At 66.9% G+C, this 12,147-nt stretch carries 11 protein-coding genes; 8 read left to right on the top strand and 3 right to left on the bottom strand.

Annotation, left to right across the window (positions count from 1 at the left end):
- Positions 1–44 precede the first annotated feature (44 nt).
- Positions 45–1,814, top strand: a complete 1,770-nt coding sequence (locus DXK94_RS14940; RefSeq protein WP_115525589.1) for a dynamin family protein — start codon at positions 45–47, stop codon at positions 1,812–1,814.
- Positions 1,811–3,427 carry a GTPase gene (locus DXK94_RS14935; RefSeq protein ID WP_115525572.1) on the top strand — a complete coding sequence of 539 codons (1,617 nt, stop codon included), beginning with the start codon at positions 1,811–1,813 and terminating at the stop codon, positions 3,425–3,427. The genes DXK94_RS14940 and DXK94_RS14935 overlap by 4 nt, the downstream gene beginning before the upstream one ends.
- Here the strand turns inward: DXK94_RS14935 and DXK94_RS14930 are convergent.
- Complete coding sequence (locus tag DXK94_RS14930) at positions 3,393–3,998, bottom strand: DUF1697 domain-containing protein (RefSeq protein WP_115525571.1); 606 nt, start codon at positions 3,996–3,998, stop codon at positions 3,393–3,395. The genes DXK94_RS14935 and DXK94_RS14930 overlap by 35 nt on opposite strands.
- A gap of 37 nt (positions 3,999–4,035) precedes the next feature.
- Complete coding sequence (locus DXK94_RS14925; RefSeq protein ID WP_058266868.1) at positions 4,036–4,755, bottom strand: IclR family transcriptional regulator; 720 nt, start codon at positions 4,753–4,755, stop codon at positions 4,036–4,038.
- A 112-nt stretch (positions 4,756–4,867) separates the two neighbouring features.
- Between DXK94_RS14925 and leuC the strand changes: the two genes are divergently transcribed.
- The 6 genes from leuC to DXK94_RS14895 all read left to right on the top strand — a co-directional run bounded on the left by leuC (position 4,868) and on the right by DXK94_RS14895 (position 11,384).
- On the top strand, positions 4,868–6,322 hold the full coding sequence (gene leuC / locus DXK94_RS14920; protein ID WP_079598976.1) for a 3-isopropylmalate dehydratase large subunit: 1,455 nt from the start codon (positions 4,868–4,870) through the stop codon (positions 6,320–6,322).
- Between the two features lie 8 nt (positions 6,323–6,330).
- Complete coding sequence (leuD, locus tag DXK94_RS14915) at positions 6,331–6,942, top strand: 3-isopropylmalate dehydratase small subunit (protein WP_115525570.1); 612 nt, start codon at positions 6,331–6,333, stop codon at positions 6,940–6,942.
- Between the two features lie 137 nt (positions 6,943–7,079).
- Positions 7,080–8,405, top strand: a complete 1,326-nt coding sequence (gene murA, locus DXK94_RS14910; RefSeq protein ID WP_115525569.1) for a UDP-N-acetylglucosamine 1-carboxyvinyltransferase — start codon at positions 7,080–7,082, stop codon at positions 8,403–8,405.
- Positions 8,406–8,416: 11 nt separating this feature from the next.
- A complete protein-coding gene (locus DXK94_RS14905; RefSeq protein ID WP_115525568.1) occupies positions 8,417–9,196 on the top strand; it encodes a 1-acyl-sn-glycerol-3-phosphate acyltransferase in 780 nt (259 codons plus the stop codon).
- Positions 9,197–9,207: 11 nt separating this feature from the next.
- Positions 9,208–10,242, top strand: coding sequence for an NAD(P)H-dependent glycerol-3-phosphate dehydrogenase (locus tag DXK94_RS14900; RefSeq protein WP_115525588.1), 1,035 nt, complete (start codon positions 9,208–9,210; stop codon positions 10,240–10,242).
- Between the two features lie 2 nt (positions 10,243–10,244).
- Complete coding sequence (locus DXK94_RS14895; protein WP_115525567.1) at positions 10,245–11,384, top strand: D-alanine--D-alanine ligase family protein; 1,140 nt, start codon at positions 10,245–10,247, stop codon at positions 11,382–11,384.
- 56 nt (positions 11,385–11,440) lie between these two features.
- Here DXK94_RS14895 and DXK94_RS14890 read toward each other — a convergent pair whose 3' ends face one another.
- A complete protein-coding gene (locus DXK94_RS14890; protein WP_079598978.1) occupies positions 11,441–11,917 on the bottom strand; it encodes a DUF3515 domain-containing protein in 477 nt (158 codons plus the stop codon).
- Between the last annotated feature and the right edge of the window lie 230 nt (positions 11,918–12,147).

Genomic DNA, 12,147 nt, shown 5'->3' with positions numbered 1-12,147 from the left:
TCCCGGCGCGCGGAGCTTTGAGCTGGCATGATGTTGCTGTGACCATGTCCAACGAGCCCCACGATCACACGCAGCCGGAGCCGCGGACCGCCGAAGCGCTGGTGCTGCTGGAGGATGTGCGCAACGGGCTGGCGGGCGTCACCCTGCCATTGGCACTTCCGGGGGCCGAACAGGCCCGCCTTGAGGCCGCCAACGCAGCCAGCCAGCTCGACGACTACATCCTCCCGCGTTACCGCAGCCTTGACGCTCCGCTGCTTGCCGTCGTCGGTGGTTCCACCGGGGCGGGGAAGTCCACCCTCGTCAACGCGCTCGTGGGCCACCCGGTGACGCGTGCCGGAGCCATCCGCCCCACCACCCGCCAGCCCATCCTGCTGCACAACCCGGCTGAGGCGCCCTGGTTCGAGGGGCAGCGCGTCCTGCCCGGCCTCAACCGGATCCGCGGCGCCCTCGCCGTGGCCCAGGTTCCTTCCGCTATGGACGTGATCACGTCCGACGCAGCCCCGATGTCGTCGCTGGTACTGCTGGCCGACCCGTCGGTACCTGCCGGGATCGCCCTCCTCGACGCCCCCGACGTCGATTCCATTTCTGACGACAACAGGAAGCTGGCAGGGCAACTCCTGGCGGCCGCGGATCTCTGGATCTTCGTCACAACCGCCAACCGCTATGCCGACGCCGTCCCCTGGAAACTGCTCCTGGATGCCGCCACCCGGGACATCATGGTGGCCGTGGTGCTGGACCGGGTCCCGCCGGGTGCGGAGGCGGAGGTCAGCGAGGACCTCCGTGCACTTTTGGACAAGGAAGGGCTGGGGAGCGCGCCGATGTTCGTCATTCCCGAAACCCCATTGGACTCCAGGGGCATGCTGCCGGAAGGAGCAGTCCGTCAGCTGAAAACCTGGCTGGACGAGCTGGCGGCCGATGCCGTGGGCCGGTCCGAGGTTGCCCGCCGGACCCTGAACGGGTCGGTCCGTGCCCTCTCCGGCCGGGTTGCCGCAATCGCCCAGGCGGCCCGCGAACAGCAGCGCGCTGCCAGCAGCCTGGAAGCCGACGCCGTGGCAGCCTACCGGCATGCAGCGGAGCGCATCCTGGACGCCACCCGGGACGGGGCACTCCTGCGCGGCGAAGTCCTGGCACGATGGCAGGACTTCGTCGGCACCGGCGAATTCTTCCGGACCCTGGAACAGAACGTTGGACGGTTCCGGGACCGGCTGGGAGCCTTCTTCCGGGGCGAGCCGGCACCCGCCGTGCAGGTCGAGGCCGCCATCGAGACCGGCCTGCAGGCAGTGATCGTTGATGAGGCAGCCAACGCTGCCGAGGAGACCGACCAGCGCTGGCGCTCCCATCCGGCGGGACGGCAACTGCTGGGCACTGACGATCTTTCCGGCACCTCGCCGGGCTTCGCGGACCGCACTGCCGAGGAGATCCGTGCCTGGCAGGAGGCACTGATGGAACTCATCCGCACGGAGGGCCAAGGCAAGCGCACCCAGGCCCGCTGGTTGTCCTTCGGGATCAACGGACTGGGAGCGGCTCTAATGATTGTGGTGTTTTCGATGACCGCGGGACTGACCGGCCTGGAGATTGGTGTGGCAGGCGGGACCGCCGTCGTGGGCCAGCGGCTGCTGGAAGCGGTCTTCGGCGAGGATGCGGTCCGGCGCATGGCCGAAAAAGCCCGGGAGGACCTCGCAGCCCGCTGCCAGCGCCTGCTGGACGGGGAGCAGCAGAAGTTCCTGCTCCGGCTGCCTGCTGCCGGCGGAGTTGCCGAAGATGCCCTGCCGGCCCAGTCCGACGCCCTGGCCCGGCTGGCGGGCACCGCGTGAGCCGGCACAGCGACGCACGGGAGTCAACACGGCTGGACGGCCGGCTTCAGGCGCTCAACGACGCCCGGGAGCTGGGCGAAGGCGTCCTTCCCGATGAAACCCTGCAGGAAGTGCTCCGTGTCCTGGAACGGGCCAGTTCCCGCCGTTCACTGTCCGGGGACCACACTGTGGTGGGCTTCTTCGGGGCGACCGGCAGCGGCAAATCGTCCCTGTTCAACGCGGTCAGCGGGGCGGAAATCGCGACGGCGGCCGCCCGCCGCCCGACGACATCCGAGCCTCTGGCGGGGGTGTGGGGAGCGGAGGGCAGCGAGCCGCTGCTGGACTGGCTTGAGGTTCACAACAGGCACCACGCTGCAGCGGTTGACGGCTTCGCCGATGAGGAAACCGGGCTGATCCTGCTGGACCTTCCGGACTTCGACTCCACCCGGCAAGCGAACCGCGAGACAGTGCAGCGGATGATGGGCCTGGTGGACGTCCTTGTCTGGGTCCTGGATCCACAAAAGTACGCCGACGCAGCCGTCCATCACGGCTTCCTTGCCCCGCTTGCCTCCCACGGCGCCGTCACGCTCGTGGTTCTGAACCAGGTGGACCGGCTGCCCGAGCGGGACGTGCAGCCCGTGCTCGACTCCCTGCGCGGCATCCTGGCCCGCGACGGCCTCGCGGAGGTCCGGGTCCTCGCGTCCTCGGCCACGACGGGTGCCGGCGTTGCCGCCCTCCGCGCTGCCATCCGCAGCGTAGCCATGCAGCGCAAGGCACAGTCACAGCGGCTGGCTGCCGACATCGCCAAGGCAGCACAGGAGCTGCGGGCCGTGTCGGGGGAGGGGGAAGCGGCCGGCGTCCGCCCCGCATCAAAAAAACGGCTTGCCGATGAACTGGCAGTGGCGGCGAACGTGCCGGTGGTGGTGAGGGCGGTAGGCCAGTCCTACCGGCTGGAATCCGTGCGCCGGACCGGTTGGCCCGTCACCCGTTGGTTATCCCGGTTCCGGCCGGACCCGCTGCGCCGGCTCAACCTTCGCAGCAGCGCACCGGCAGAACTGAACCGGACATCACTGCCGCCGGCCGGCGCACCGGAGCGGGCCCGCACTGATGCGGCCGTCCGGGAATTTGCCGATGCAGCCAGTGCCGGCGCTCCCGGCCCCTGGCGCGCCGCCATCCGCGGCGCGGCCCGTGAGGGCAGGGAACGACTTCCTGATGCCCTGGACCAGGCCATTGCCGGAACGGACCTGGGTGCCAACCGCACATCCTGGTGGTGGGGCGTGTTCAACGTGGTGCAATGGCTGGCGCTGCTGACTGTCGTGGGCGGGCTCGGCTGGCTTGGCGTCCTGGCGGCGCTGGGCTATTTCCAGATGCCCGTACCGGAGGTGCCCCGGGTGGAAGGGTGGCCGGTCCCGACCCTGATGATCGCTTTGGGAGTGGTGCTGGGGATCTTCCTGGCCATCACCGGGCGCTTCATCGCCGCCGCTGCAGGCCGCGCCCGGGCAGGCAAAGCACGGAAACGGCTCAACGCTGCCGTCGCTTCCGTGGCGCAGGAGTTCGTGGTGGAACCGGTGGACGTGGAGGTGAGCAGGCTCGGCGCCTTCAACGCCGCGCTGAAGAAGGCCTGGTCCGGGTAGCGCCCTGCTTCTGCTGTACGGGCTCCTGCGCTGTATTAAGGGCGGCAGCGACGTCCCGGACCTTGACCAGGGTCCGCAGGTTGCGGGTGGTGGTGGCTGCCTTGAACCTGGCCTTGGCAGTGATCTTGCTGAACGGGCTGTCCAGCGTTCCGCCTGCCGGTGCCAGCCAGGCCAGGGCCTCGGGTCCCAGCCGCTTTTGCTCAGCGCCGTCGAGGGCCGCCCCTGCTGTCTCCAGTTCGTCCAGCACCGCTGTGTCCGAGGACAGGGTGATGTAGGTGTGCGTGGACCTGTCATCGTCGGGGTAAGGGCATGCTTCCACCAGTTCGGCTACCCTGCCCGCGTCAAGGACCACCACCCAGGCTTCGTAGCCGAAAGCGGCGCGCAGGCACTTTTCACATTCCCGCTTGACGGCGGCGGCACCGAGGCCGCTGGTCAGCACCACGTTTCCGCTGGCCAAAAGGGTCAGGGCATCCGGAAAACCGCAGGCCTTCAGGGCTTCCCTGAGGTCGACCATTTTGATGTTGATGCCGCCCACATTGATGCCGCGGAGAAACACTGCGTAGCTGCCCATGGCCACAGCCTAGCGCCCGGGCTCCAGGAGGATGCCGTCAGTCGTTGTTCTTGCGCAGGGCTTCGGTGAGGATCCGCCCGGCGTTGCACACAACCTCGGCGTGGAGGCGGCCCGGCTGGCGGGTGAGCCGCTCGATCGGGCCCGAAATCGACACCGCGGCGATCACCCGGCCGGACGGGCCCCGCACCGGTGCCGAGACGGAGGCGACCCCCGGCTCGCGTTCGCCGAGGCTCTGGCCCCAGCCCCGCCGTCGTACGCCTGCCAGGACGGTGGGCGTAAAGCGTGCGGCCTGCAGGCCCTCGAGCAGGCGGTCGTGGTCTTCCCATGCGAGCAGGACCTGCGCCGCGGAGCCTGCCTTCATGGACAGCTGCGTGCCGACCGGAATGGTGTCCCGCAAGCCGATGGGGCGCTCGGCAGACGCGACGCAGACGCGCCAATCGCCCTGGCGGCGGAAGATCTGCGCGCTCTCGCCCGTGGCATCGCGCAACTGCATGAGTACGGGTCCTGCAGAGGCAATCAGGCGGTCCTCGCCGGCGGCCGATGCCAGCTCCACCAGCCTGCTGCCGAGGACGAACCGCCCCTGGATATCGCGGCTGACCAGCCGGTGGTGGACGAGGGCCAGGGCCAGGCGATGGACGGTGGGCCGGGCCAGGCCGGTTGCCGCCACCAGCTGTGCCAGCGTGGTGGGGCCGGCCTCCAGTGCATCAAGCACCTGGGCCGCTTTATCAATGACACCGACTCCACTAGAATTGTCCATGTAATGATATTGCCGTCTCATTATCTGAGATGCAAATCTTTCGGCTGGCGCAGTATGGAGCCATGCTGATTCAGTTGAACCATTCAGCCAACAGCAGTGAAGGGAGATGGCCATGGCAAAGACATTGGCCGAGAAAGTCTGGGACGCACACGTGGTGCGCAAAGGCGACGGCGAAGGAGCCAACGCTCAGCCCGACCTTCTCTTCATCGACCTTCACCTGGTGCACGAGGTCACGTCCCCGCAGGCATTCGAAGGCCTGCGCCTGGCCGGGCGCAAGCTCCGCCGCCCGGACCTGACCATCGCCACGGAGGACCACAACACTCCGACCCTGGACATCGACAAGCCCATCGCCGACCTGACCAGCCGCACCCAGATCCAGACCCTGCGCAACAACTGCGCCGAGTTCGGCGTCCGGCTGCACAGCCTGGGCGACGCCGAACAGGGCATCGTGCACGTGGTGGGCCCCCAGCTGGGGCTCACGCAGCCGGGCATGACAGTGGTCTGTGGTGACTCCCACACCTCCACGCATGGCGCTTTCGGCGCGCTGGCCATGGGCATCGGCACCTCCGAGGTGGAGCACGTCATGGCCACCCAGACGCTCTCCCTGAAGCCGTTCAAGACCATGGCGATCAACGTGGAAGGTACCCTGCGTCCCGGCGTCACCGCTAAGGACATCATCCTGGCCGTCATCGCAAAGATCGGCACCGGCGGGGGCCAGGGCTACGTGCTCGAATACCGCGGCTCGGCGATCCGTGCTTTGTCCATGGATGCCCGGATGACTATCTGCAACATGTCGATCGAAGCCGGCGCCCGTGCCGGCCTCGTCGCGCCGGACCAGACGACGTACGACTACATGTACGGGCGCCCGCACGCGCCGCAGGGCGCGGAGTGGGACGCCGCCGTCGAGTACTGGAACACCCTGCGCACCGACGACGACGCAACCTTCGACGTCGAAGTGGACCTGGACGCCGACACCCTGGAGCCGTTCGTCACCTGGGGCACCAACCCCGGCCAGGGTGTCTCCCTGTCCCAGTCCGTCCCGTCCCCGGAAGACTTCGGCGACGAGAACGCCAAGGCCGCCGCCGAGCGCGCCCTGCAGTACATGGGACTGGAGGCCGGCACCCCCATGAAGGACATCCGCGTTGACACGGTCTTCCTGGGTTCCTGCACCAACTCCCGGATGGAGGACCTCCGTGCCGCGGCGGACATCGTCCGCGGCCGCCAAAAGGACCCGAACATCCGCATGCTGGTGGTGCCCGGTTCGGCACGCGTCCGGCTCGAAGCCGAAGCCGAGGGCCTGGATAAGGTCTTCAAGGATTTCGGCGCCGAATGGCGCTTTGCCGGCTGCTCCATGTGCCTGGGCATGAACCCGGACCAGCTGGACGTGGGGGAGCGCTGCGCCTCCACCTCCAACCGCAACTTCGAAGGGCGCCAGGGCAAGGGCGGCCGCACCCACCTGGTTTCCCCGGTGGTGGCGGCAGCCACAGCCGTCCGCGGCACGCTCAGCTCGCCGTCGGACCTCGAACCCGCTCCCGAACCCGCAGCCATCCGCACCGACGCAGCCTAGGACACATCATGGAAAAGTTCACCAAGCACACCGGCATCGGCGTCCCGCTGCGCCAGAGCAACGTTGACACGGACCAGATCATCCCCGCGGTCTACCTCAAGCGCATCACCCGCACCGGTTTCGAGGACGCGCTGTTCTCCGCCTGGCGCAAGGACCCCTCCTTCATCCTGAACCAGGCGCCCTACACCACCGGCTCCGTCCTGGTGGCGGGACCGGACTTCGGCACCGGTTCCTCCCGGGAACACGCTGTGTGGGCGCTGAAGGACTACGGTTTCAAAGCCGTCCTTTCATCACGCTTTGCCGATATCTTCCGCGGCAACTCCGGAAAGCAGGGACTGCTGGCAGCGCAGGTTGCGCAGGATGACATCGAACTGATCTGGAAAGAGCTGGAAAACGCTCCCGGAACCGAAGTGACGGTGGACCTGAAGTCGAAAACGGTGGTGTGCGGCACCATCGTCGCACCGTTCGAGATCGACGACTACACCCGGTGGCGCCTGCTGGAAGGCCTGGACGACATTGGGCTCACCCTGCAGCATGAGGCGGACATCACGGCCTACGAAGCCACCCGCCCTGCCTTCAAGCCCAAGACCCTGCCCGCGCGGCTTTCCCAGCCGCACTGACGCGGGAATCGGCAGTACTCGGGCCCGCCACGCCCTGCCGGTGGGCCCGCGTATTTCGGTTCGGTAACGCGACCTCCTATGCTTGGTTGGAGCCTTTGCAAGGATTTGGGGGCGAGTAATCGTGAGGAAACCGGTATATGAGTAGTGTTCTGACAATCCGCGGCGGAGTCCCGCTTACAGGCCGCGTCAACGTCCGCGGGGCCAAGAATCTGGTCCCCAAGGCGATGGTGGCGGCGTTGCTGGGCAACGAACCGTCGGTGTTGCGGAACGTTCCGGAGATCAAGGACGTGGAGGTAGTCACCTCCCTCCTGCAGCTGCACGGCGTCACCGTGGAGAAGGACCCGGTAAACGGCGATCTCACCCTTGACCCCAAGGCTGCCAAGACGGCACCAAGTACGGCCATCGATGCGCACGCCGGCGACTCCCGGATCCCCATCCTGCTCTGCGGACCGCTGATCCACGCGATCGGCGAGGCGTTCATCCCCGACCTGGGCGGCTGCAAGATCGGCGACCGCCCCATTGACTACCACCTGGACGTCCTGCGCCAGTTCGGTGCCGTCGTGGAGAAGCGTCCCGGCGGAATCCACATTTCAGCACCCAAGGGTCTGCACGGAGCCAAGATCTCGCTGCCCTACCCGTCCGTGGGGGCCACCGAGCAGGTACTGCTCAGCGCCACCCGTGCCGAGGGCATCACCGAGCTGTCCGGTGCGGCCACCGAGCCCGAGATCATCGACCTCATTGCCGTGCTGCAGAAGATGGGCGCCATCATCAGCGTCCAGACGGACCGCACCATCAGGATCGAAGGCGTCCGCGACCTTGGGGGCTACAACCACCGGGCCCTTTCGGACCGCAACGAATCAGCGTCCTGGGCGTCCGCTGCGCTGGTCACGCGTGGAGACATCTTCGTCGAAGGAGCCTCGCAGCGGGACATGATGACCTTCCTGAACACTTACCGCAAGGTGGGCGGCGGAATGGACATCGGCGAGGACGGCATCCGCTTCTACCACCGGGGCGGCAAGCTCAACCCGCTGGTCCTGGAAACAGACGTGCACCCCGGTTTCATGACGGACTGGCAGCAGCCGCTCGTCGTGGCGCTTACGCAGGCCGAGGGAGTCTCCATCGTCCACGAAACGGTGTACGAAAACCGCTTCGGCTTCACAGACGCCCTCATCCGAATGGGTGCCAGCATCCAGGTCCACCGCGAGTGCCTCGGCAGCGTTCCCTGCAGGTTCGGGCAGCGCAACTTCCTGCATTCGGCAGTCATCTCCGGGCCCACCCAGCTCAAGGGAACCGACATCGACGTCCCTGACCTCCGCGGCGGCTTCAGCCACCTGATTGCCGCCCTGGCGGCCACCGGTACTTCGCGGGTAACGGGCATCGACATCATCAACCGCGGCTACGAGCGTTTCACCGAAAAGCTTGCCGGCCTGGGTGCTGACTTCGACATCACCACCACGAAGTAACGGGACGGACCGTGAAGGAATCTGCCAAGAGCAGGGCCACATTCGTGTTCATCGCCGGCGTCGTCCGCCCGCTGTTGACCCTCATGATGGGCAAGAAATGGGAGGGGATCGAGAAGCTTCCCGCCGGCGGCTTCATCGCAGCGCCCAACCACTGCACCGAGATAGACCCCCTCGTGGTGGGGCACATGCTCTACAACCAGAAGCGCGCGCCGCACTTCCTGGCCAAAGCAGCGCTCTTCAACGTGCCGGGCCTCGGCTGGCTCCTGAGGGCCACCAAGCAGGTGCCGGTGGAACGTTCGACGGCGGGAGCGAACCGCTCGCTGCAGGTCGCCCAGGAGATTGTCGCCGAAGGCGGAGCGATCATCATCTACCCTGAAGGTACGCTGACACGCGATCCGGACCTGTGGCCCATGAAGGGGCATACGGGTGCCGCCAGGCTGGCCCTCGAGGGCGGGATCCCGGTGGTTCCCATCGCCCACTGGGGCGCACACGAGGTATTTCCCCGCTATGGCAAGCGGTTCCATGTTTTCCCGCGCAAGCAGTCCAGGGTCGTGGTGGGTGATCCCGTGGACCTCAGTGCATTCTCCGGGCGGCCGCTGGACAAGGCCACGTTGTCGGCCGCCACGGACGCGATCATGGACGCCATCACCGGACTCCTGGCGGGGATCCGGGGCGAGGAGCCACCGGCAGAGCGCTGGGATCCGACCCGCCAGCAGCAGGCAAAGCACGGACGTTTCGTGGAGCGCGAGCAGCAGAAGCAGCAGCCCGGCAATGGGGCGGATGCTCAGTGACCTCCGGGAACATGACGGGCTCCGCCCGTTCCGTCGCCGTGCTCGGCGCGGGGTCCTGGGGTACCACGTTCGCGAAAATCCTCGGGGACGCCGCCATCGCGGCGGACACCACGCGCGCCATCCGGATCTGGGGGCGGCGCGATGAAGTGGTGGAGCAGATCAACAGCATCCACCGCAATCTTCAGTACCTGAAAGACATCGAACTTCCGGCGAGTATCACAGCCTCCTCGGACGTCCGGGAGGTGCTCCAGGGAGCGGATCTGGTGGTCCTTGCAGTGCCGGCCCAGTCCCTGCGGCCCCAACTGCGCGAATGGAAGGACATGATCGCCCCCGGCGCCATCGTCGTGTCCCTGATGAAGGGACTGGAGCTCGGCACTGACGCCCGCATGAGCGAGGTCATCAGCGAGGAACTCGCCCTCCCGGCTGAACGCATCGCCGTCGTCTCCGGCCCAAACCTCGCGATGGAAATCGCGCGGGAGGAGCCCACCGCATCGGTGGTGGCATGCGCCGATTCCGCGGTGGCCGGCTGGCTGGCCAGGACGTGCACGGCGCCGTATTTCCGGCCGTACACCACCTCAGACGTGGTGGGCGTCGAAATCGGTGGCATCGTCAAGAACGTCATCGCACTGGCCGTCGGCATCTGCGAGGGCAAGCAGATGGGCGACAACACCAAGGCTTCCGTCATCACGCGCGGACTGGCCGAAACCTCGCGCCTTGCACTGGCGCTGGGCGGGAACGCGAAAACCATGGCTGGCCTCGCCGGCCTCGGCGACCTCGTGGCCACCTGCTCATCACCGCTGTCGCGGAACCACACCGCAGGGCGGCTGCTGGGAGAAGGCCTTACGCTGGAGGAAGTGGGCCAGAAAATGACCCAGACTGCCGAAGGCATCAAGTCCGGACAGGCCGTGCATGAGCTGGCAGGCAAGCTGGGCGTCGATATGCCCATCACGGCTGCCGTCGTGGCGGTGCTGGCCGGCAAGCTGTCCGTTGACCAACTGGGGCCCCTCCTGCTGTCCCGGGAACTGAAACCTGAAGGCGATTACTGACGATGTCCCCTGACAACCTGACTGCAGGAGTGCCGGCAAAGCCCCGGGTGGCCGTCCTTTTCGGAGGCCGCTCCAGTGAACACGCCGTGAGCTGCGTAACGGCCGCCGGAGTGCTCGGCGCCATCAACAAAGACAAGTACGACGTGATTCCCATCGGGATTGCCAAGTCCGGACAATGGGTCCTCGCCTCCACCGACACCGCGCAGTGGTCCCTGGCTGCGTCATCCCTCCCGGAGGTGGCGCCGTCTTCGGACACGGTGACCCTGGCCGAGATCGGCGGCGAACACCAGCTGATCGTGGCTTCGCCGAATGAAGTCCCCCGGGAACTGGGCGCCGTGGACGTGGTCTTCCCGCTGCTGCACGGACCCTTCGGGGAGGACGGCACCATCCAGGGGCTCCTGGAGCTTTCCGACACCCGTTACGTGGGTGCCGGTGTCCTGGCTTCCGCAGTGGGCATGGACAAGCACTTCATGAAGGTGGTCTTTGAGGCGGCCGGGCTCCAGGTCGGTCCCTATATCGCGGTGACTGACCGGCAGTGGCGCAAGGATCCGGAAGCCGTCCGCAAGCAGGTGGACCTGCTCGGGTTCCCCGTCTTCGTCAAGCCGGCACGGGCCGGATCGTCCATGGGAATTTCGAAGGTGGACTCCCTCGACCAACTGGATGCCGCCATCGAGGAAGCACGGCGGCACGACCTCAAGCTGGTCATCGAAGCCGGAATCGCCGGCCGTGAAATCGAGTGCGCCGTGCTGGAAGGCAGAGGCACGGACGCCCCCAGGACATCGATGCCGGGCGAGATCTCAGTGTCCGGTGGCAGCCACGAGTTCTACGACTTCAACGCAAAGTACGTGGAGGACGATGCTGCAGCGCTGAGCTGCCCCGCGGAGATTCCGGAGGAAGCCATCGCCAGGGTCCGCGAACTGGCGGCGGCCGCGTTTGACGCCGTCGGGGCCGAGGGCCTGAGCCGCGTCGACTTCTTCTATACGCCCGACGGCGAACTCATCATCAACGAGATCAACACCATGCCCGGCTTTACGCCCAAGAGCATGTATCCGCAGATGTGGGCAGCATCCGGACTGGGCTACGCCGACCTGATCGATGAGCTCATCCACCTGGCCCTGAACCGGAAGACCGGACTGCGCTAAGCAGGGGCCATTCCACGGGTGAGCCCCGCGAAAGATCCCGGCGGCCCGGGCTGCGCCTACTGGCTCTGCGGCAGGTCCTGGAGTTCTTCCTGGCCCACGCAGTTCCGGATGGCCGGCACCTTCCCGGCCGCCGTTGCGAGGTCTGCCAGCACCGTGGCGGAGCTGATCTTGTCCGGGTCCATCAGGATCTCGGTAGCAGGTTCACGGCCGTAGGTGGTCAGGGTCCACACGGGGTCGCCTTCCTTGATGACCCAGTCGATGCCATTGACCGTCACGCAGCGGTCGGTGGTGGGGCCGGGAACGTTGACCCCGCAGCGAAGGATGACCAGAGACGGGTCCCCCCAGGCCGCGGTGGCCTGGCTGTTCGTCTTGCGCAGGCGGGCGTCCCCGATCGCGTCCGGCAGTGCCACCATCATGGGTGCGCAGGCTGGATCCGCTGCATCTTTGGCAGCGGTGACATCCACCGCGGGGGAACACCCTGCCAACGAAGAGATGATGAACGCCGCTGCGAGGGCCGTTCGCATTTTTGTCATGCTGCCGGGATGTGGCTTGGACAGGAAGATGGGCATGACAACCATCATCTCCGGCCACAGAGCCACACGCCAATCTACCCGGGTCCCGGGATGCGGCGGCCTCTGCACGAACCTAAGGCGAACGCTGCCCCGCGCTCGACTGGACAACCTGCCGGCCGACAGGGCGATAAGCTGAAGAAACAATGACAAGAATAATTGACTCCGCCCCTCCGGCTGTGGAGGCCTCCCCA

The organism is Arthrobacter sp. RT-1, assembly GCF_003367205.1.
Taxonomy (GTDB): Bacteria; Actinomycetota; Actinomycetes; order Actinomycetales; family Micrococcaceae; genus Arthrobacter.
The sequence above is the reverse complement of the archived record's forward strand: the minus strand, read 5'-3'. Positions and strand labels throughout refer to the sequence as shown.

Bases quoted from the DNA above. Each gene is read 5' to 3' on its own strand.
- DXK94_RS14895 (WP_115525567.1), top strand. From the start codon at position 10,245: ATGTCCCCTGACAACCTGACTGCAGGAGTGCCGGCAAAGCCCCGGGTG.
- murA (WP_115525569.1), top strand. From the start codon at position 7,080: ATGAGTAGTGTTCTGACAATCCGCGGCGGAGTCCCGCTTACAGGCCGC.
- DXK94_RS14890 (WP_079598978.1), bottom strand. From the start codon at position 11,917: ATGACAAAAATGCGAACGGCCCTCGCAGCGGCGTTCATCATCTCTTCG.
- leuD (WP_115525570.1), top strand. From the start codon at position 6,331: ATGGAAAAGTTCACCAAGCACACCGGCATCGGCGTCCCGCTGCGCCAG.
- DXK94_RS14900 (WP_115525588.1), top strand. From the start codon at position 9,208: ATGACGGGCTCCGCCCGTTCCGTCGCCGTGCTCGGCGCGGGGTCCTGG.
- DXK94_RS14940 (WP_115525589.1), top strand. From the start codon at position 45: ATGTCCAACGAGCCCCACGATCACACGCAGCCGGAGCCGCGGACCGCC.
- DXK94_RS14925 (WP_058266868.1), bottom strand. From the start codon at position 4,755: ATGGACAATTCTAGTGGAGTCGGTGTCATTGATAAAGCGGCCCAGGTG.
- DXK94_RS14930 (WP_115525571.1), bottom strand. From the start codon at position 3,998: ATGGGCAGCTACGCAGTGTTTCTCCGCGGCATCAATGTGGGCGGCATC.
- leuC (WP_079598976.1), top strand. From the start codon at position 4,868: ATGGCAAAGACATTGGCCGAGAAAGTCTGGGACGCACACGTGGTGCGC.